Source organism: Paenibacillus tepidiphilus (assembly GCF_008635795.1).
Taxonomy (GTDB): domain Bacteria; phylum Bacillota; class Bacilli; order Paenibacillales; family Paenibacillaceae; genus Paenibacillus_AQ; species Paenibacillus_AQ tepidiphilus.
The window spans coordinates 33,074-53,634 of record NZ_VWRQ01000021.1 but is presented as its reverse complement, the minus strand read 5'-3'; the positions used below and the strand labels follow the sequence as shown (position 1 = coordinate 53,634).

The 20,561-nt window shown below is 52.4% G+C and carries 19 protein-coding genes; 12 read left to right on the top strand and 7 right to left on the bottom strand.

Going from position 1 to position 20,561, the window contains the following annotated elements; all coding sequences use genetic code 11:
* Positions 1 to 288: 288 nt before the first annotated feature.
* On the bottom strand, positions 289 to 906 hold the full coding sequence (locus tag F1379_RS22925; RefSeq protein ID WP_150274403.1) for a hypothetical protein: 618 nt from the start codon (positions 904 to 906) through the stop codon (positions 289 to 291).
* A gap of 412 nt (positions 907 to 1,318) precedes the next feature.
* Here F1379_RS22925 and F1379_RS22920 point away from each other — a divergent pair, with 412 nt between their 5' ends.
* Genes F1379_RS22920 through F1379_RS22910 form a run of 3 tightly spaced genes read left to right on the top strand, consistent with a single transcriptional unit; the run spans position 1,319 to position 2,807 of the window.
* Entirely contained in the window at positions 1,319 to 1,909 is a 591-nt protein-coding gene (locus F1379_RS22920; protein ID WP_150274401.1) for a restriction endonuclease, read from the top strand.
* Positions 1,910 to 1,963: 54 nt separating this feature from the next.
* On the top strand, positions 1,964 to 2,461 hold the full coding sequence (locus F1379_RS22915; protein ID WP_150274399.1) for a hypothetical protein: 498 nt from the start codon (positions 1,964 to 1,966) through the stop codon (positions 2,459 to 2,461).
* 1 nt (position 2,462) lies between these two features.
* Positions 2,463 to 2,807, top strand: coding sequence for a hypothetical protein (locus tag F1379_RS22910; RefSeq protein WP_150274397.1), 345 nt, complete (start codon positions 2,463 to 2,465; stop codon positions 2,805 to 2,807).
* A gap of 222 nt (positions 2,808 to 3,029) precedes the next feature.
* Here the strand turns inward: F1379_RS22910 and F1379_RS22905 are convergent, their stop codons facing one another.
* Positions 3,030 to 3,500, bottom strand: a complete 471-nt coding sequence (locus F1379_RS22905; RefSeq protein WP_150274394.1) for a pyridoxamine 5'-phosphate oxidase family protein — start codon at positions 3,498 to 3,500, stop codon at positions 3,030 to 3,032.
* 135 nt (positions 3,501 to 3,635) lie between these two features.
* Between F1379_RS22905 and F1379_RS22900 the strand changes: the two genes are divergently transcribed.
* Positions 3,636 to 3,998: a YciI family protein gene (locus tag F1379_RS22900; protein WP_150274391.1), complete on the top strand. Its 363-nt coding sequence runs from the start codon at positions 3,636 to 3,638 to the stop codon at positions 3,996 to 3,998.
* A gap of 92 nt (positions 3,999 to 4,090) precedes the next feature.
* Here the strand turns inward: F1379_RS22900 and F1379_RS22895 are convergent, their stop codons facing one another.
* Together F1379_RS22895 and F1379_RS22890 are read right to left on the bottom strand one after the other, a co-directional pair.
* Positions 4,091 to 5,074 carry a hypothetical protein gene (locus F1379_RS22895; protein WP_239004771.1) on the bottom strand — a complete coding sequence of 328 codons (984 nt, stop codon included), beginning with the start codon at positions 5,072 to 5,074 and terminating at the stop codon, positions 4,091 to 4,093.
* Entirely contained in the window at positions 5,071 to 5,568 is a 498-nt protein-coding gene (locus F1379_RS22890) for an RNA polymerase sigma factor (protein ID WP_150274389.1), read from the bottom strand. Before F1379_RS22890 ends, F1379_RS22895 begins: the two co-directional genes overlap by 4 nt.
* Before the next feature lie 243 nt (positions 5,569 to 5,811).
* On the opposite strand from F1379_RS22890, the gene F1379_RS22885 reads away from it, so the two are divergent.
* Together F1379_RS22885 and F1379_RS30580 are read left to right on the top strand one after the other, a co-directional pair.
* On the top strand, positions 5,812 to 6,558 hold the full coding sequence (locus tag F1379_RS22885; RefSeq protein ID WP_150274387.1) for a CPBP family intramembrane glutamic endopeptidase: 747 nt from the start codon (positions 5,812 to 5,814) through the stop codon (positions 6,556 to 6,558).
* 208 nt (positions 6,559 to 6,766) lie between these two features.
* On the top strand, positions 6,767 to 7,354 hold the full coding sequence (locus F1379_RS30580) for a sugar O-acetyltransferase (protein ID WP_162551259.1): 588 nt from the start codon (positions 6,767 to 6,769) through the stop codon (positions 7,352 to 7,354).
* 86 nt (positions 7,355 to 7,440) lie between these two features.
* Here F1379_RS30580 and F1379_RS22875 read toward each other — a convergent pair whose 3' ends face one another.
* Positions 7,441 to 8,568: a glycoside hydrolase family 88/105 protein gene (locus F1379_RS22875; protein ID WP_150274385.1), complete on the bottom strand. Its 1,128-nt coding sequence runs from the start codon at positions 8,566 to 8,568 to the stop codon at positions 7,441 to 7,443.
* Positions 8,569 to 8,715: 147 nt separating this feature from the next.
* Here F1379_RS22875 and F1379_RS22870 point away from each other — a divergent pair, with 147 nt between their 5' ends.
* From F1379_RS22870 to F1379_RS22860, 3 genes are all read left to right on the top strand, one after another.
* Entirely contained in the window at positions 8,716 to 9,555 is an 840-nt protein-coding gene (locus F1379_RS22870; RefSeq protein WP_150274383.1) for an AraC family transcriptional regulator, read from the top strand.
* Positions 9,556 to 9,767: 212 nt separating this feature from the next.
* A complete protein-coding gene (locus tag F1379_RS22865) occupies positions 9,768 to 10,346 on the top strand; it encodes a hypothetical protein (RefSeq protein WP_150274381.1) in 579 nt (192 codons plus the stop codon).
* Positions 10,347 to 10,485: 139 nt separating this feature from the next.
* Complete coding sequence (locus tag F1379_RS22860) at positions 10,486 to 11,487, top strand: phosphotransferase enzyme family protein (protein ID WP_150274379.1); 1,002 nt, start codon at positions 10,486 to 10,488, stop codon at positions 11,485 to 11,487.
* A 148-nt stretch (positions 11,488 to 11,635) separates the two neighbouring features.
* Here F1379_RS22860 and F1379_RS22855 read toward each other — a convergent pair whose 3' ends face one another.
* Complete coding sequence (locus F1379_RS22855; RefSeq protein WP_150274378.1) at positions 11,636 to 15,124, bottom strand: glycoside hydrolase family 2 TIM barrel-domain containing protein; 3,489 nt, start codon at positions 15,122 to 15,124, stop codon at positions 11,636 to 11,638.
* Between the two features lie 283 nt (positions 15,125 to 15,407).
* Here F1379_RS22855 and F1379_RS30575 point away from each other — a divergent pair, with 283 nt between their 5' ends.
* From F1379_RS30575 to F1379_RS22840, 3 genes are all read left to right on the top strand, one after another.
* Positions 15,408 to 16,229, top strand: coding sequence for a methyl-accepting chemotaxis protein (locus tag F1379_RS30575; RefSeq protein WP_150274376.1), 822 nt, complete (start codon positions 15,408 to 15,410; stop codon positions 16,227 to 16,229).
* Positions 16,230 to 16,361: 132 nt separating this feature from the next.
* Positions 16,362 to 17,174 carry a helix-turn-helix domain-containing protein gene (locus F1379_RS22845; RefSeq protein ID WP_150274374.1) on the top strand — a complete coding sequence of 271 codons (813 nt, stop codon included), beginning with the start codon at positions 16,362 to 16,364 and terminating at the stop codon, positions 17,172 to 17,174.
* Between the two features lie 19 nt (positions 17,175 to 17,193).
* On the top strand, positions 17,194 to 18,114 hold the full coding sequence (locus tag F1379_RS22840; protein ID WP_150274372.1) for a DMT family transporter: 921 nt from the start codon (positions 17,194 to 17,196) through the stop codon (positions 18,112 to 18,114).
* 83 nt (positions 18,115 to 18,197) lie between these two features.
* On the opposite strand, the gene F1379_RS22835 is transcribed toward F1379_RS22840, so the two are convergent.
* Positions 18,198 to 20,555: an ABC transporter ATP-binding protein/permease gene (locus F1379_RS22835; RefSeq protein WP_150274370.1), complete on the bottom strand. Its 2,358-nt coding sequence runs from the start codon at positions 20,553 to 20,555 to the stop codon at positions 18,198 to 18,200.
* Positions 20,556 to 20,561: the final 6 nt, after the last annotated feature.

The window sequence follows — 20,561 nt, the reverse complement described above, 5'->3', positions numbered from 1 at the left end:
TTATCACAAGTAACGGCAAGTGTTTGAAGGAATACTTGCAGGAGCCTGTCAAATGTTTTAGAAGAGTGTAATAAAATCATTGAGTGTTGTCATAAAGAAATGCCATTCTTTACCCCGTCACTAATAATTAGCAAAAACAAAAAGCAAGTAAGGATTGCTTATTTACTCCCTTTTTCTAATAGGCTATTTTATTGTTAATAAATTAGTTATTTTGCGGAGTTAACAACAGTCTGGAACTCAGTCCGGTCCGATAAATCAAACCTACGGCACATGCTAAGACTCTGTCTTTTAACTTATTAATTTATACTTCTTGGTGAACCGTTTAAGAAAGAAGATGTTTGTATGAGGAATTATTCTGCCGACCTGTTCAGCTGTTAAATACACCTCACTGATTCTCTCATACATTCTTCCAAACATATTAAAGTGTTCCTTGCTTCGCTCTAAAAATAAGGAAACAGGCATCTGAACCCAATTAAGTTCGTCGTACATACTTGACTTCGGAAACTCATACATAATCCCCGTGTATGGGTCAGGAATCTCGTGAATGATCTCGCCGATAAAACGTTGCTTCATATTTGCGTGTATGTTTCTTACATAAACAACCTCATCCAACCGAAGATAACCGACATTTTTGCGCGCGTTTGATCTAATGAACAAGTTCCCTGTCTTGTTTATCTGGGAAATATCGTAGTTGTATAGAAAAGCAAAACAACCTTCGGGATTAGGAACCATCATCCGATCAGTATCACGCTTGTAAAGATTAACGGTTTGATGCAAATTATTTCTTTCAACTGAGTAGTTGAAAAAATCTCCTGTGTGATAGTAAGCCTTAGAACGATAGGGTTTTATATTAAACCCTTCGTTCGCATATCTAACTACTTGAACTATAAATTCTATAGCTCTCACTCCTCTCGTTATATGATTTGTTGCTACAATTGCTAACCATTGGGGATAGGTTCAGCCAATATCAGCAACATTGAAATAATTATACAGCATTCTTTATTTTATTATTCACTTCAGAATGCATTAGCATGTTCGAGTACTTGAGTACGGAACTCAGCCATTATGAGGAGCTAATAACCCTCCCTCTTTTTAATACTTGCCGTTTCAGATGGCGCGGTGAACCGTAATGCCCGTAGGGCGAAACTTATTATTTTGCAAGACAAATGATGTGAATTACTTGAAAGGCACCTCTAGTGGGTGCCTTTCGATTTGGAGAGCATTAATTTATGCGGAAGTTCTGGGGAGAGAACTTCTAATAGGAAAATATACCCATGCATAGTAAGATGGATAGAGAACAACTAGAGTGAGGTGTATTATGAAGGAAATCATATTGTTTCTACTTGCAGTTGTAGTGCTAAGTGTTATCGCAGGATTATTGCAGCCTCAGAAAAAGAAAAAGGACAGAACTCGACGTCCTACCAATGCAAATAAGAGGCGTCCAGAATCAACACAGCGGAAAGTTAACCGGAGCTCGAAATCTTGTCGACCAGATGAGGTCATTCTGTCCATGTCACTCGATGATCTTAACGGTACTGAGTTCGAGAGACTACTTGCACTATACTTTCGAGATCAGGGCTACGTAGTTTACGAAGTCGGAATCGGCGGAAATGACGGTGGAGTAGATTTGGTCATTGTGGACAAGCGTGGCGAGAGGACGGCAGTGCAGGCAAAATGCTATGCCGACCACAACATGGTTCCAGTGCAGACAGTTCGGGAACTTGTTGCCGCCAAGCGGAACCATAATTGCATTCTTACGGTACTTGTTACGACATCGGACTTGACTGGACCTGCGAAGAAGGAAGCGGAGCAGTTCAGGGTCGAGTATTGGCATGGTGGGGTAGTCGAAGAGAAGTTGCGGAGATGGGGGAAGTGGCAACCCAATCGTGGAAGGCGTAAAAAGGCATAATTTAAGATAAAGCCCCTTTTGCTCGAAAAATTCTTCATGGAGGATAAGAATACTATGTTAAAGCAGAGTTCTTCAGAATCAGACATACTCTTAAAGCCTTATGCAGAGCGTCAATTTATTGTGGTTTTAAGCGACGAAGAAGTAAAGGCTCAGCATAGGTATAAGGGAGATGTTGAGGAGGAGTCAGCGTTCGTCAAGGTGTTTAAGACAGCTAGAACGATATCTAAGTATATTTACCCGTGGCCATTGCATATTGCAGAAGCAACAATAGAAGTATACAAGGGTATACTGAAACTTCGCGAGCAGGGAATTGACACGTTATCTGTGTCTCAAAGTGAAGCCACCAAGTTGGTATTCCCGCTCGGGCATCCCAGATTTGGTGTTCTTTATGTGGCGCATCCTGCTGATGCGAATGTATATTTCCCTTTCGCTCAATTTCACCGTTTTACATTTGAACATAAGTTTTCAGAGGCTGTTACCCTACTTATGTCACTTGGGGCATCACATATTGAGGTGCAGCGTTACAGGTTGGTCAAAAGAATTCTCTTCTAAAATGGATATAGCTATTCCACAAGTAAACACTGGGGTAACGGCCGATGCCACAAAAGTCAGAAAATCCGGTTCCGAAATTTTGTTTACAGCAAACTTTGAGGGCAACCCATCTGCATCATTACCAGAAAGCCTAGTCTGGTATCATCATGAGCCTACATGGAAGCAGATTGCAGATGGGAGACTAAAGTATGGTATGAAGGACTTCTCGTTAACAGTAAGGTATGAGGATGACCTTGGCGTTAACACGGGTCTAAAACTTGCGGCAACGAAGGCAAACCTTGAAATTGGTGGTAGTTTTGAGGATCATCAATCCACCGTGTGGAAAATAATAGGTGAGTTTACATAGTTCCAAGAGAACCTCAGTTATGAAACGTCTAGACATCCAAGGCACCCAATCAAGTTCCTTTGATTTCGCTCTATGAGGATAGGAGGGACCCTAAAATAAGTAACGGCACAAAAGGGAGTGTACAGACACTCCCTTTTGTGCAAATATTGTATGATATCAAATGTCTACTTCATATTAATCTCAAGGCGAGAAACAAAGTTTGCTTATACCGGCATCGACCCCTTAATTTGCCGTCTTATTGACAAAATCAATCTCATTTCTGATCCCTTTATGGGCGTCATACCACAAGCCCTTTGTCAGGCGAATGCGCAGCAGGCAGGTGTTAGGGTCTTCGTCGTTATTGGCCTCGTTATACCACTCGGCGAATATGGTGCGCAGCTTTGCCATCATCTCCGTGTTCTTCTCGTCACATACCCAGCCCAGGTTCTCACCGATACCATCGGCCGTAAAGTTTTCGACGATGATACAAACGGCGACTTCGGGGTTCTGGGCGATCTGCTGCATCTTGCTTGAGGTCGCGTAAGTGACGGTGTAGAACGCGCCGTCTTCATAATAAGCGTCCACAATGCGGGCGGCGGGACGGCTTTTACCATTGGTCCCCGGTTCCAGCGCGATGGTAGACAGAGTGATCAGGCCATCCTTGTTGCCCGCTTGTTTTTCCAGCAGCTTCATGGCTTCGTCATACTTGCTCATTATATTACCTCCTAAAGTGTCGTAAGGCATACATTATTAAGCTTATCATTGTAAAATTTTAGTGCATGTGAAGAATAATACGATAAAATAAAATCGCATCGCTATCATCATGAGATTAAGAAGGAGGTGAGTAACATGCTCTTTATGATGATTGTCAAAGCCACAAAGAATTCGGAAGCCGGAAATCTGCCGAGCCCGGAGCTCACCAAAGCTATGACGAAGTACAATGAGGAGTTGGTTAAGGCAGGTGTGCGGGTTATGGCTAAAGGACTTTACCCAAGCTCACATGGAATTCGCCTGTCTTTTCCGGAGCCGGGTGGGATACCGATCGTTACGGATGGTCCATTTACTGAAACGAATGAGTTAGTCGCCGGGTTCATTCTGATCGATGTGGAGTCTAGGGAAGAGGCGCTGGAATGGGCCATGCGGATGCCTGATCCGCAGGGACATGGGGAAGGGCAAATTGAACTGCGTCAGGTATTTGAATTGCAGGAGTAAAGTTTATTAAAAAGCAAGTAAGGGCCATCCGCAGAGGATGGCCCTTAGACTTGCCGTTATAGACTGGCTGCAGCCGGTCTCTTAATCCGTTCTCACTTCATACTATCCCAGAAGCTCTGAAACGCTCCCGATTCGATTTCGAAGAATACCGGTGCATTGCCGTAGCGCACCAGGCCCTGGCCGAAGAGGGTCAGCTCGACCCGCGTCTGATCCTCCAGCGTCAGATAGATGACCTTGCGGTCTTCGCTGTCGTAAATGCCTTGCTCCGTCAGCGGCTCGGCGGCCAGCGGCCCAGCGGCCATCAGCGCTGACACGAAGCGGTCCAGCGCTTCGCCGCTGTCCAGCGGGACGAGCTGCTGCAGGCCGTTGTTCCAGCTGGCGAAGCTCTCCCACTGTGCCGAGGTGATGCGGCCTTCGAGGCTCAGCTTGCCGATCAGATCGGCGCCGCTGCCGATGGTAATGCCGTTGGTTTGCTCGTACAGCTCCGCAAACACCTGGCCGTCCACTTCCGTATAAGACATGATCCGGAAGTTCGTGTCATAGCCCTTCACGGCATAGATGTCCGTCTCGCCGATGTTGGAGGCCAGCTCGATGTAGGCATCCTTGCCGCTCCATTCATCAATGCCGCCGGTAGTGCGGCCGAGCTTGTCGCCGCGCAGCGCCGCTGCATCGGCGGAGTCTATGCGGGTGGCCGCCTGGGTGTAGACATTGCCTTGATACACAACCAAGGCAATCATATTCATCTGCGCCCCGGAGCTCATATCCGGCAATTCCATTTTGGGAATGACAACGGCGCTTCCGGAACCGTTGCCGCTGCCGGCGCCCGGTGTAACCAGCGCCACCTCGCTGGAAGCTGGACCTGCTCCGTTCAACTGCTTCCATACCGCCGGGGCGGACAATCCGATCCCGGCTGCCAGCACGATGCTTGCCGCAATATATACGCTCTTGCGCGGACGTTTCGTTTGTTGTCCACGGCCTTTGAGTTGTTCTTCCAATCTGCTCTTCATCTCTTCACTTGGCGTCATCTGATCCACCGCTTTCTTGTATTGTGTACGAAACTCCTGCTCATTCATCATGCTTCCGCTCCTTCCAGTTCCAGTCTTAACAGGTGCCGTCCGCGCTGAAGCCTCATCTTCACCGCCGACTCGCTGATCTCCAGAATTCTGCTGATGTCCTGGACGGGAATATCCTCGTAATAATACAAATGAATGACCGCTCTATACTTCACGGGCAGCGACAGCACGAGCTGGAGCAGCGCCATCTCCTCGGGCGCATCACCCGCTGCCGCCGTCTCGGCGCCGTCTAGCTTAATCTCGCGCCTCCGCCAGCTTCTGCCCAGCATGGTTTTACAATGGTTGGTGATCACGCGGATCAGCCACGCCTTCTGATGCTCGGCGTCCTTGAACACGGGTGCTTTTTCCATCAGCTTGATGAAGGTGTCCTGTGTGGCTTCCTCCGCATCCTCACGGTTCCCAAGGTGGGCCATGGCAATGCGGTACAGCATGCTGCCATACCTTTCAAAGCTCTTCATCACATGATTTTCCGGCCGGGTCATGCTTGAATGCTGCATGTTACTCTGCCCTCCTTTACCTATAACACTCTTAAGGACGATGTCCGGTCACATTTTGTTGGCGTCAACTGAAAATAGATGATTAACAGACCGCGCAAGCACGCTAAATGATAGGAGGGGCAGGGTTACTTCATACCGATTCCATTCAAGGTAATATGGTCCTGCAGTGCTGCCTGAAACGGTGGAAAAGAATGTCTTCTGTTCCTTTGGAATTTCCTGTATACTCCCGTCAGGAGGGATTTTATGAAAAAAATTGGTTTTTGCCTCATGATCGGTCTGCTGCTGACGCTGCTGATGAGTATCGCGTCTGCCGCCGCGACGATTATGGAGCTTGATGACAACGGGATTATGATCGCGCAGGGACTGGCATTTCTGACGATGGGTGTCGGTGTGACCGTTTATATGCGCAAAAGGGACCGCAGCATGGCAGCCTTCGGATTCGGCAAATGGGATATCCGTGAAGACGCCAAAGCGCTGTATTACCTGCCGCTGCTGGCTATTGCGCTGGTTCAGCCGATCATGGGCGGCATCGACCCGGACCTGACTGCTGTGAAGATCCTGCTGGTCGTTGTATTTTCTGCTTTGGTTGGCTATACCGAAGAAGTGGTATTCCGCGGCATTATGCGGGAGAAGCTGCGCAGCCGCGGTGCCGGATTCTTCATCGTGTTCAGCTCGATCTTCTTTGGGGTGCTGCATATGGCCAATGCCCTGAGCGGCAAAGATGCACTGAGCACAGCCCTGCAGATCGTCAATGCGCTGCTGATCGGCTTCATTCTGGCCTTGCTGCTGGAGCTTACCGGCCGCATCGTGCCGCTGATCCTGTTCCACTTCCTGTTTGATGCGCTGGCCCAGATGACCAACCCGGCCATCGATAACCATGAGGTCCTCGTTGTCTCCGTACTTAACGTCTTCTATCTGGCGTATGGCCTGTATATACTGTTCGCGCTGCGGCGCGGTAAAGCTGTTCCATATACTGCAACAGCGGCCTAGCAGATTACCGGCTCTGCATACTTGTACATATCGTAGCTGCTCTAGCGAGCAAACAAACAGCCAGCGTGTGCACGTCGGAATCGGCGCACGCTGGCTGTGTCGTTTATTGGAGTCAGCCAAGGTTTTCGCATTTTGACAGGCAGGGCGCAAACTGATACACTGCGTTTATGACAATAGTTTTAATAACTCTTTTTATAAGGAGGCCGCTATGAATATTGAAGCCATCAAACGAATGACGAACTCGGGTGAAATGTACGATGACGCAGCCGATGATGTAGCAGCAGTAAGGTCCTATGCTTTAAACAGATGCAGAGAGTATAACCATAAGGTAAATACCAATATGGGCTATGACATGTCTATATTGAAGGAATTGTTTGCCGAGGTCGGGGAGAATGTCTATATCGAATCCAACTTCCGCTGTGAGTTCGGATTTAATATTTCGATCGGCAACGATGTGTACATTAATCACGACATGATCATCCTGGACTGCAATGAGGTTAAGATCGGCAATGATGTGTTTATTGGCCCGCGGGCGGGGTTATATGCAGCCAATCATGCCGAAGATCCTTATGAACGGGCGGACAAAGGGGTATATGCGAAGCCGATTATTTTGGGGGACCGGGTATGGCTGGGTGGCGACGTTAAGATTACCCAGGGTGTGACGATTGGCGAGAACAGTATCATCGGCGCCGGAAGTGTGGTTACCAAGGATATTCCGCCAAATGTCATTGCTGCGGGGAATCCGTGCAAGGTTATTAGGCCCATCAAATTATTGGATCGCCCTTGGCGAAGATAGAGTCGTTCGCCCAGCGGCTGAGTATATACAAAGAAGGAGCGCAGCCCGAATGGGTACGCTCCTTCTTTGCATGCGCTTTAAAGCGATTAATTCGCCTTCTCTGCCAGACTCATCTCTACACACATCAGGATGAACGCGCCTGCGCCGTGCAGATCGTTCTCACTGGTCGGGCGGGCGATATAGTGGGCGTAGTCGCCGATGCCGGTGCCTATGCAGATGTTGCCGATCACCACATGTCCGTTCTCATCAAACTTCAGGGTGTCGATTACGCCCTGGTAGCCTTTCCAGGCGTATTTCAGATATTCGGTGTCCAGGTAACCGAACCGCACAGCCTTGGCGATAGCGTGAACGAACAGGGAGGTACAGGAATTCTCCAGCCAGTTGTCCGGCTGCTCACCCTTGTCGATTACCTGATACCATAGGCCGGTATTCTCGTCCTGATAACGGGTCAAGGCAACCAGCAGGTCTTGCAGAATAGTTACAAGCGCCGGCTTGTCTTTGTGGTCCTCCGGCATATGCTCGAACATTTCCAGCAGCGCAACCGGGAACCAGCCGATGGCGCGGCCCCAGAATTCCGGCGCCTGTCCGGTGACAGGATCGGCCCAGAACGCTTCCTTCGTCTCATCCCAGCCGTGGTACAGCAGTCCCGTTGCCGGGTCCAGGGTATGCTTATGCATCAGGAGGGCCTGATAAGCCATCAGGTCGAAATATTCCGGCGCTCCGAAGGTCCGGGCGTATTGAACGGCAATCGGCCCGGCCATATACAGTCCGTCCAGCCACATCTGGTTCGGATAACGCTCCTTATGCCAGAAGCCGCCGGAAGGATTAGTTGGCATCGCTTGAATCAGCGGCACGAGGTAATGCAGGGCTTGCTCATATCTCTTGTCACCCGTCTGCTCCAGAAGATTGAACAGCAGAACTCCCGGCTGGATATCGTCAAGCTCCTTCGGGTTGTGCTTCTTGATGCTGCCGTCTTGTAGCACCTGGCTGTTCACCCATGCCTTGAGATACTCCAGATACTGCGGCTTCTTCGTCTCGTGCCAGCATTTCTCCATCCCGGACAGGAAGACCCCCTGATGGTAATGGAAGCGGTCCGGCGGCAGCAGCTCCGGTTCATATTTGGCCATGAGCGCCTCGCAGGCCTTCTCCGCCCACTCAATAGGGCTTAGCTGTGTCTGCGGTTCCTGTACGCGGTTTGTTTCGGATAAGTTCATATCATGGTTGCCTCCCTCTTGGATTTAAGGCTATACTAACACAAAGATATGTACATATTTTGCCGGAATGCTTCGCTTCTTCTTATATCTTGCGGCAATTCCCGGGGATGCTCTAATAAATAAAATGGCAGGAGAGGAGGTAGAGAATTGGCGGATATTCATTTTGAGAATGGCGACGGGACGTTTACTGTTTCCCACCGGAAGGCGCGGAGTCATCACATGCCGGTCAGCCATTTTCACAGTACCTATGAAATCTTCTATCTCATGGACGGCCAGCGTGAATTCTTCATTAAAGACCGCACCATGGTAGTCAGCGCCGGGGATGTGATTCTGATCGCGCCGAATGTGCTGCACCGGACGGCCAATACGGAGCTGCCGGGTCATGAACGGCTGGTCGTCAACATTCATGTGAGCCATATGGCTGCGGTCAACGGCGCTTATGCGGAGGTTCTGCAGCCGCTCTTCGAGCGGGACTATATCATTGCCAGATGTCCCCTGCAGGATCTGCTGGCAATTGGCGCGCTGGCCCAGAATATAATCCGGGAGCTGCAGGAGATGAGGCCCGGCTACGAGATGTTCGCGCAGACGCTGGCGCTGCAGCTGCTGCTTATTTGCTGCCGCCATGTAGGAGAATCCCGCACGGCGGAGCAGCTGGAATCGCCCAGTCCGATGCATGAGCGCATTTCCGAGGTTGTCCGTTATATTAACAGCCACTACATGGAGGAGTTGTCGTTGTCACTCCTGGCGGAACAGTTTTATGTGAGTCCTTATTATTTGAGCCGTTTCTTTAAGGAAGCGACCGGCTTTACATTCATCGAATATCTGAACAGTGTCCGCATCAAGGAAGCGAAGAAGCTGCTGGAGTCGTCCTCGATGAAGGTGAACCAGATTGCCGCAAAAGTGGGCTTCGGCAGTGTCACCCATTTTGGCCGGGTGTTCAAAGAGGTGACGGGGCATGCCCCGCTATTTTACCGGAAGGGGAAGTAGGGGGAGTAAACGGGAAAGGTGTGCACTTATGCGATGTTTATGAGTGCTGTTGATATGCCGCTTTGAAGTGGTGGAATGGGCCGGTTGTTAATCAAAGATGTGGGAATATCCCGAGAAGTATATAATATCTATAAGTGGAGATAAAATGCATATTTTGTTCGGTGAAGTGAAAAGTAGCAAATTCACCACAAATAAAAAGGATGCGATCAAGCATGCTGCGAGTAAAACATAGCCGGCCCATACTTTTGTTGTTATTCATATGTCTATGTATATCAGGGTGTCAGGAGAATGAATCCGCTAAGAGCTATACCAAGCCCGGAAATTATATTACTCACGATAATTCACGCTTCAACTTCAGTGTGGATTTCCCTGATACTTGGGAGTATACAATCGACGGAATTGAGAACTACAAGCCTGAAGATACAGGATTACCGGAAGAACTGCCGCAGGCAGGTGTTAAAATTACTTTTGACAATGATCCCGAGCAAAGAATCTTTGTTTATGGCCAAAATGGAACAATTACTTGGGACGCGAGAGAGAACACAGTTCTAGAAGATATCACCACAGTTAGTGGTTTGAAAGGGAAGACCTATACTGATGTGAGTGACAATAAACTCGAAATTTATATTGTGTTTGATGACAATAATTTCCCTGGATACAGATCGCGATCAATAGGTGGAATTATCCGAATGAATAAAGACGTCTATGATCGAAACAAAGATGATATCGAGCTTATGATTAAGAGTATAAGGCTTAATAATAAGGCAGTTACAGATAAGGACATGCCATAGCGCTACCTCTCCAGGCAAGACAGCAATTAATGTCCGTTCATTAGGGCTGAGGTACGATACACTGAAAGCAAGTTCCTTGGGAAGGCGCTGTCTTGTGGTCAAATCCTACTGCCCGGGAACAAGGAAAAGGGGGAGTACGATGATTCAGATTACGGAGGCTTGGCTGGCAGCCATGGCGGACAGGTTCGGAGCCAAACTGGATGCGCTTACTTACATCGGCGGGGGCCGGGAAGATTCGGACGGGGTGCTTTACGGTTACCGGGACCCCGGGACTTCCAGGGACATGGTGCTGAAGATTCTCGCGATTCCGCATGAGAACCAGGCAAGGGCCTTCAAGGAAATCGATGAGCGTACGAGATTTGTGAATTTTCTGGGAGAGCATGGCATGGATATTGCTTATCCGGTGGCCAACCGGAATAAGCGCATTCTGGAGACGCTGGAAGTGGACGGATATATCCTGGCGGCGTATGCCATGCACCGTATTGAGGGGGATACGCCGAAGCCGGAGGAACGCACGAAGGATTTTTACATAAAATATGGCCAAACCGTCGGCAAGCTGCACCGGCTCACGCAAGGTTATCACAAATGGAAGGGCAATGCTCCGGACGGGGACAGGGACGGGGACGTGCTGAACTGGCACGATGAATGGAGCTTCTTCTATAACTGGTGCAAGGACGAGGAGGTGAAGCAGGGCTGGAGGCATGTCCGCAGTGAGCTGGAGCGGCTGCCGGTAACTCGGGAGGGCTTCGGCTTCGTCCACAATGATCCCCATATTGAAAATATCATGCTGGACCGCAGCGGCAGCATCATTCTGATTGATTTTGATGTCGCGAACTTTCACTGGTTCGCCAATGACATCGCCATCGCTTCGCAATTCCTGCTGTTCTCTCCTGCGGGCGGGATGAGCGGGCCGTTCCGGGATTTCGGTGTGTTCAAAGCCTTCTACCAGCATTTCATGGAGGGCTACGAACGGGAGCATCACCTGGATTCCGTTTTTCTGGAGCGTCTCGATCTGTTCATCAATTACCGGAGAATGCTAATGTTCACCCTGTCACAGCAGTGGCTGGAGCATGAGCCGGAGCAGCGGGCGTCGTGGAAAAAGATGATCGCAGAGAGCGGGCCGCTCGGGATCTTCGACTGAAGGCTGTCCCGTAACAGCCTCGCGTTCCGGCTGGCTCCATAAGCTTAAGCGGCGGCTTGCCGATGGACCGGCAGGTGCGCTGATACGCTAGCAACAGGAAGAGGGACTGTCATCAGGACAGCCCCTCTTGGCGCGTGCTTGCCGCATATTAAGAGAAACGGAACCACTGCAGATCGAAGCGGCTGCCCGGCAGGAACAGAATCGTCACGGTCTGCCTGCCGGTCACCGGCTCCAGCAGGAACTCCCGCTCCGTATACTCGTCTGCTCCGGCAAATTCAATCAGCTGCTTCGCATCGCCGTCCTCGCCGCTGAACAGAAAATGCAGCGTGTTATGCTCCAGAGCGGAACGTCCGCAAATGGTCAGACGCGTTGCGCCGTCCCCGCCGAAATCCATTCCCTCATACACCAGGGAGACATTGTTGCCGATGCCTTCAATGGCGTTCTCCGTAACGGTGAACGAATCGCCGTAAATCCGGCTGTTCTCCAGTGCGCTGAGGGTCTCGAAGGCCTTCGGCTTCGGCAGGAAGCGGAAGCCCTTGAGATGGATTTTGCGGCGGAGGACGAAGGTCAGGGACGTGATTCCGCGCAGTCGCCTCGGCAGCTTATAGGTCTCCTCCTGGTACACATTCCACTGCGTCGGCTTCTGGTAGCGCACCTCGGCCACCCGCTCTGCACCGGGCTCGCCCGGCAAGCCCTCCCAAATCTCAATCGGAAATTCCTCGCTGTCCAGCGAGAATATCGGCAGCACAATCTCATCCGCACCGTATTCCCCAAAGTCAATCCGCTCGAAGTGAATCAGGCTCTCGCCGTCCCGGGCGGTGGCGGCGCCGCGCTCATTGCCGTTAGTCAGGTTGCGGCTGGCCGCACTGTGGTACCCGCCGGATACCAGCTCATACGGGTTCAGGAACGGCTGGCCGAAGCCGGTCAGCTTGAACTCCATTTGCGAATAGAGCCGGACCCCGTCCCCGCCATTCGCGGTACCGCAGCGGATATACACATCGCCGTCTCCGAGCGCGCGGATAACCGCTTCCCCGCCATGTACCTGAATGGCGGCGTTGTTGGCGTCGATGCCCGCCGCATTGGTGATCCGCCATTCCACTTCCCGGTAGGTGGCATTCTCCGGATGCAGCTTCACGCGTACAGGTACTTCCGGCCGGTCCGGGGTAATCCGGTTGCCTTCCGGGCAGAGGATTTCCAGCTTGCGCACCGGAATCTCGATTTCCTGCAGGTCAGAAAGCACTTCTGCAGCCGCACAGGCTTCCAGCGGGCAGTCGGCGTACAGATAGCCGTCCTCATCCTCCTGCACGGGAAGCACCGGCAGCACAGACTGGAGCGCTGCTTCTCCTGCCGCAAGTCCAGGGGAGAAGGCGTGCAGGGTTACAGGTCCGGCATTCCGCGTAGCTGCGAGGATAGCGAGCAGCTTGCCGCTGAACATTCGGCGGCTCACGCCCTTATAAGCGTCGTAATCCGTGCTGTCTCCGTTGTCCAGCCCGACCAGCCGTGCCGGCCCCTCAACGCGGAAGTAGACGCGGTTGTTGGCATTCTCTACGGTCCGGCCGGCCGTGTCTTCGGCGGTGACGGTCACGAAGATCAGATCACAGCCGTCTGCGGACAGCGTTGTTTTGTCCGGTGTGAGGACAAGCCTGGCTGCATCGCCGAAGGAGGCTTGCTCGCCGGTGGCGATGATGCGGCCTTCTTCGTCATAGGCAACGGCCCGCAGCACACCCGGTGTGTACGGCACCTGCCAGTTGCCGACCAGTTGCTTGCCGTGGGCATGGTCGATGTCGAAGGTTCCCTGCGATATACCGTTCAGGAACAGCTCAATCCGCGGGGCATTGGAGGTCACACGCACATCAATGAGCTGTCCCTCCGAGAAGTCCCAGTAAGGAAAGATATGAATCATCGGATGACTCCGGTAATCCGTCCATTCGGCCTGATAGATATAGAAGGAATCCTTCGGGAAGCCCGCTGTATCGATCTGGCCGAAATAGGAGTTCTTCGTGTGATAAGGTGTAGGCTCGCCGATATAATCGAAGCCCGTCCATAGAAACTGTCCCAGCGAGAAGGATGCGTCACGGTCAGAAATGATGCAAGCTTCGGTGCTCCGGGCTCCCCAACTGGTCGAGCTGTTGCCCAGGGAGGAGCACTGCTCGTCGTCGTCGGCAAGGATCGGCTGGGCCAGCGGGAAATGGTACACACCCCGGCTCTGCACCGTGGAGCAGGTCTCGCTGCCGTAGATGAACCATTCCGGATGCTCCCGGTGATGCTGCTCATAATACTTCTCGCCGTAGTTGTACCCGGCGACCTTGACGATATCGGCGCATTTCTGGGCATTCTCCCAGGGCATGAAATTCGAGCCAATCGTCACAAAAGCGTTAACCCGCGGATCATGGAGCAGAACCTCATTCATCAGCTCGCGGGTAATTTCCTGGCCGCGCACATCGGCATGGGTATCATAAATCTCGTTGCCGATGCTCCACATCAGCAGACTCGGATGATTCCGGTCCCGCCGCACCCAGCTGGCGATATCGCGCTTCCACCACTCCGGGAAGAACCGGGCATAATCGTAGGGCGTCTTCGGGCGCTCCCACATGTCGAAGGCTTCCGAGACGATCAGGATGCCCATCTCATCAGCGAGCTCCATCAGCTCAACCGCCGGCATATTGTGCGCGGAGCGAACGGCGTTCACGCCCATTTCCTGCAGCAGTGCAAGCTGCCGGCGCAGCGCCGTCTTGTTGACGGCAGCGCCAAGGCTGCCAAGATCGTGATGCTGGCAGACGCCCTGCAGCTTCAGCGGGCGGCCGTTGAGGAAGAAACCACGTTGACTGTCCAGCTCAAAGGTGCGGAAGCCAAAGCGCTGCGACTCTTCTTCGATAATTTCTCCGCCGTCCAGCAGTTCTGTCCGCAGCGTATAGAGCTGGGGAGCTTCAATATCCCACAGCTGCGGCGAGTTCACCGTCATTCGGGTGCGGACAGGCGTTGCTTCATCCCGGCCGGCTTGCACAGCGGGGATGGCTTCTTCTACAGCAGTGACGACATTCCCTTCAGGGTCTTCAACAGAGTTCCGCAGCACCAGCGGGCCGGAGGAGCTGTTGCGGCTGCCTGCGATCAGCTCACTCTCTACATCAAGGGTCCATGACTCTCCCGCCGCAGGTCTGGCCGCAATGTAAATGCCGTCCGGGGCAAGATGGGTATCCGGGTAGGATTTCAGCCACACCGAGCGGTAAATGCCGGCCCCGGAATACCAGCGCGAGTTCGGCGATTCATGAATGACCTGTACAACAATCAGATTATCGCCTTCCTGCAGGAACGGAGTAATGTCAAATTCAAAGGTGGAATAGCCGTATTTCCATTCCCCGGCGAACTGGCCGTTGACATACAGCTTCGAGTTCATATAGACACCCTCGAAGCGCAGCGCAAGCCTGCCCTGTGCGGGAAGCTCGGCCAGGGTAAGTACCTTGCGGTACCAGCCTTCACCGTCCTCATACAAATTGAGGGTATCGTAGATCAGCCAGTCATGGGGCAGGCTGACCGGCTGCCAGGCTTCGGCGGCAAGCGCTTCCACCGCGGCGAATGCTGTTTGCAGCGGCTGCTTGCTGAAGTGCCAGCCGCTGTTGATTTTGCGTTTGATGCTCATGCGCCGGAATCTCTCCTTTATGCTTAAATATTGTGTTCAAAATCTTGTATACAAGATCATTTCGCCTTGATGATAAAAGACGGACTCTCTTTTGTCAACGGAGGATTATATGTTAACCCGGGCCTACCCGTTACGGACAGGAGGCATCACCTTGATAGTATACAGGAAGAGAAAGGTTCACCTGCTCAACCCGGCGGGCAGCGGCGGATTGACATCCGCTCTTTAGAAATGCGCCCCATATGACGATATACATTGTAAAAAACAGATGCTTAGGAGACTCCATATGAACAAATTAGATGCACTGGTCCTGTCCGCCCCGATGTTTAAACAGATTCATGCCCAGGATATTATGATCGGGATTACGGATAACGAGATATTTCACTATTATGCGCCCAGCAAGGTGCTGGATTTCGGCCTGGTCAAAGGCAGTCCCGTCCCGCCGGACGACCCTTCCCTGGGCAATGCCCTGAAAGGCCATGCTACCACGAACCGCCTGTCTCCGGAATTATACGGTGCAACTGTAATCTCTTCGGCAGTGCCGATCTATGGAGATGATGGCGAGATCATCGGCGCCTTTGCCATTGCCTATACGCTGGAGAATGAAGACAAGATGGAAGAGCTGACCGAAGGCATTAACCGGATCAGCGGGGAGCTGGTCGATATGGTGCAGAATGTGGCCGCCCAATCGGAAGAGTTATCCGCGACGACAGCGGAAATTCTGGCGAACTCCCGCAGAACCGTAGAAGAATCCAACGAGGTTAACAAGGTTGCCGGCTTCATCCGCGAAATTTCCGAGCAGACCAATCTGCTGGGCCTCAATGCGGCCATTGAGGCGGCCCGGGTGGGCGAGCAGGGAGCGGGGTTCGGCGTTGTCGCCGCTGAGGTACGCAAGCTCTCCGTCAATACCAAGGAAGCGACGAAGTCAATCGAGTCCTCGCTGGCAGCGGTGCAGCGCTCCATCCGCCAGATGGAGCAGGAGATCGAAGCGATTGCCGCTTCCTCCGCCGCCCAGGCTGAGCTGGTCGCCGGCTTCAGCGCGGCCATTGACCGGCTGAATGAAACCAGCAGCGAGATGGGGCGTTTCATGTCCTCGATCATTCAATAATATAGCGAAGGCACGAGGGACAGGAGAATATCCTGTCCTTTTTTGACGCCGAAACAGCAATATCATACAATACGTGAACCTGCGGGTGTTGTACAATTAATTCATAAGCCAGCTGTGTTAAGGAGGACAAAGATGAAGCAAGAGCAGCGCAGCATCCGGGCCGATGAGGCGCTCGGACTGGAGCTTTACCAGTTTAAAGGAATCAAGCAGAACTTCGCCACCCATTTCCACGATTATTACACCATCGGCTGTATTGAGGCGGGGGAGAGAATTTTCGTCTGCAACGGGCAGGAGCACCGGCTTCAGCCGGGGGACTGCATGCTGATTAATCCGTTCGACAAGCATAGCTGCGAGATGGTGGAGCTGGCGCCACTGCATTTTTACAGCTTCAATATCGGCAGGGAGAGCATGGGCAGGCTGATGCAGGAGCTCTCAGGCTGCCGCAGTCTGCCATACTTCAAGGTGAATGCCCTGTACACTCCGGAATGGGGAGAGGCCATGCAGCGGCTGAAGCTGATGATAGAGCAGAACCGGCCCGAAGCTGTCAGAAAAGAAGCCTACAAGCTGCTGATGCAGCGTCTGCTCGCAGCGTATTCGCAGCCGGCAGCGGCAGCGGACCGTCCAGAGGGCAACCGGAAAGTACAGCTGGTCTGCAGATATCTGGAGCGGCATTATGACCGTAATGTGACGCTGGATGAGCTGAGCGCGCTGGCCGGCTTAAGCAAATATCATCTGCTCCGCCTGTTTACGAGGGAAATGGGCATCCCGCCGGGACGCTATCAGCAGAATATCCGGATCGGGCAGGCACGGAGAATGCTGGTCCACGGCGCGATGCCGCTGGAAGCGGCACTCGGGACGGGCTTTACCGATCAGAGCCACTTTACCAACTATTTTAAAAATATGATCGGATTAACCCCGAAGGTGTACCGGGACTCCTTTCAATAAGGGCAGGGAAGTGTATAAGATGAACAGAAATGCCGGCGGACATCTGGTGGCGCTCCTGACGATTCTGATCTGGGGCACCACCTTTGTCTCCACCAAAGTGCTGCTGGAGGCGTTCAGTCCCACAGAGATTCTGCTGATCCGCTTTGTGCTGGGCTATGCGGCGCTATGGCTGATCTATCCGAAACCATTAAAATTGGAACATAAACGGCAAGAAATTTATTTTATTGGTGCAGGCTTGTGCGGGGTCATGCTTTATTATTTCCTGGAAAATATCGCGCTCACTTACACCTTCGCCTCGAATGTGGGGGTCATTATCTCAATTGCCCCTTTCTTCACGGGAATTCTGGCTCACTTTCTGCTGGATAATGAGAAGCTGAGCGGCAATTTCCTGCTCGGATTTCTGTTTGCCATTGCCGGAATTGTACTTATCGGGCTCAACGGTGCTGTGCTGCGGTTGAATCCGCTTGGCGATCTGCTGGCTGTCCTGGCGGCGGCCGTCTGGGCGGTGTATTCCATTCTGACCAAGAAAATCAGCGGCTTCCGGTACAACATCATCCAGGCAACGCGGCGGACCTTCGGTTATGGCCTGATCTTCATGCTTCCCGCCGTCCTCCGGCCCGGTTTCTCGCTGGAGCCGCGCAGGTTTGCAGAACCCGACAATCTGCTGAATCTGCTGTATCTTGGATTTGGTGCTTCGGCGATGTGCTTTGTTACCTGGAATCTGTCGGTCAAAATGTTGGGAGCCGTCCGCAGCAGCGTATATATCTATATCGTTCCGGTGGTTACGATCATTACTTCCGCACTGGTGCTGCGGGAGCGGATTACCGGGCTCGCCATGCTCGGAACGGCGCTGACCATTCTGGGATTGTGCCTGTCCGGAAGCAAGCTGAAGTATAGGCTCCGCCGGAGCGGCAAAGCTATGGAGCATCCGGAAATGTAATATTCGCGGTATAACAACAAAAGGACCCCGAGGGGTCCTTTTGTTATGAGCTGGTGCAGTACACGCAGGTTATTCGTAAGCTTTTACTCGCTGCGCAGAGCCGTCACCGGATTCTTCTTGGCCGCGAACTTGGCCGGGATGAACCCGCCGAGCATGGTCAGCAGCACGTTGATGACGATCAGCAGAATGGCGTGCACCGGATTAAGCTGGGCCACATTCGACAGGTCGGTAAGCGACTTGATGATCATGTTGGCCGGAATGGTCAGCAGGTAGGTGATGCTGATCGCCAGAATGCCGGAGAACGCGCCAATGATGAACGTCTCGGCATTGAAAACGCGGGTGATGTCCTTCTTGCGGGCACCGAGTGCACGCAGTACACCGATTTCCTTGGTCCGTTCGAGAACGGAGATGTAGGTGATAATACCGATCATGATCAGGGATACAATCAGCGAGATCGAGGCGAAGGCAATCAGCACCAGCGTAATGGCGTTCATGATGCCGCCCGACAGGTTAGTCACAATCGCCGCCATATCGGTATAGACGATCATTTCTTCTTCGGACAATCCTTCATTCCATTGATCCAGATAATCAACAATCTCTTCCTTGGCATTGAAATCGGTCGGATAAATCGAGACTGAAGACGGGATTCCCGTTGCCCCCAGCACCGCAAGCACTTCTTCCTGGGTCTGCGGAGCGCTTGGGGCTGCTGCCCCCATCATCGCCGCCTGGCCCATCATAGCGGATTGTCCTGCGGTCTTGGAGAAGACTTCGCCGGTCAGTACATTGACCTCGGCAGAGGCTTCCTGAGCTTTGACAATCTCTGAATTTTGGGCGTCTGCAATGAAGCGCTGCGCCAAATCATCGGAATACGCAATGCCCGCCGACATGGTGGACATCGGAGAATCCTCCTGCGCCCGGATAATGCCGGCGATTTTGACAGGAATGGCACTTTCGCTGTTATACATATCGGTCAGATTGGCGGAGGTGCCGTTCACCACGTAATGATCGCCGGATTGTGCATAATATTCGTTATTCGGGATCAGCCGGAATTCCTGGCCGATAATCTGGTCGAAGGCAATGCTGTCTGCATTGAAGTCCAGGCCAAGCGTTTCGACCGTGGATACATTGAGCCGGTTATAGCCATCGACAATCAGTACGAGATCCGTATCATTGGCCGGGAAAGAGCCTGCCAGCAGATCATAATATTTCTCCAGATAGCTGCCGATCTCGCCGTCCTGCTTGCTCGGGAACGAAGAGAAGCCGGCTGTTTCTACGGCCGTCGCCGTTGTCCCGTCGGACTTCAGTACATTCATGTTGACCGTGCGGGTGAAGGAGGTGCCGTCTACCAATGTCGGATCAATCTTGGCGATATAATCCAGATACTCCTGGGTAATCACATTGGTATGCATAATCGTGTTCTCGCTCGGATCATACGGATAGATTTCCGTACTGTCGGTGAACTCCGTGAGACCGCCTGTCGGATCTTCGGACATGGTGGCCGCCCGGTCCATGCTGACGGCGGAGTGGTTGATCATAACCGGGAAGTTCGACAAGGCCCCGGCTTCATAATTGTTGATCTGTTTATTGAAGCCATTGGACAAGGACAGAATCAGGGCGATGCCGATGATCCCGATGCTCGATGCGAAGGCCGTCAGGGTCGTCCGCCATTTCTTGGTGAGAATATTCTTGCCGGACAGCTTCAATGCAGTCATGAAGCTCATCGAGGTCTTCTTCAGGTTATAGGCGGAGCTGATCTTCTGGTCGGGCAGCGGGTTGGTGTCGGAGATGATTTTGCCGTCGCGGAATTCCACGGTACGGTCGGTATATCTTGCCGCCAGCTCGGGGTTATGCGTAACCATAACAACAAGCTTGTCCTTCGCAATCTCCTTGATCAGCTCCATGATCTGTTCGCTGGTTCCGGTATCCAGAGCGCCTGTCGGCTCATCGGCGAGAATAATGTCCGGATCATTCGCCAGGGCACGGGCGATTGCTACGCGCTGCATCTGGCCCCCGGAGAGCTGGTTCGGCTTCTTATGCACATGGTCCTTCAATCCGACCCGCTCCAGCACCTTCAGCGCCTTCTCCCGTTTCTCCGCAACGGACACGCCGCTCAGCGTCATCCCCATTTCCACGTTGTCCATAATGCTTAAATGCGTGATCAGGTTATAGCTCTGGAAAATAAAGCCGACGCTGTTGTTGCGGTACGCGTCCCAGTCGCTGTCCGCAAAGTTCTGCGTCGATTTGCCGTTGATGATCAGATCGCCGCTGTCGTACTGGTCCAGCCCGCCGATAATATTGAGGCAGGTGGTTTTGCCCGAGCCGCTGGGCCCGAGAATCGCCACAAATTCATTCTCCCGCAGATTAAGGCTGACATTGTCGAGTGCCACCTGGGTGAAGTCTCCGGTGGTGTAGCTTTTGCTGATATTCTTTAATTGAAGCATGGGCGA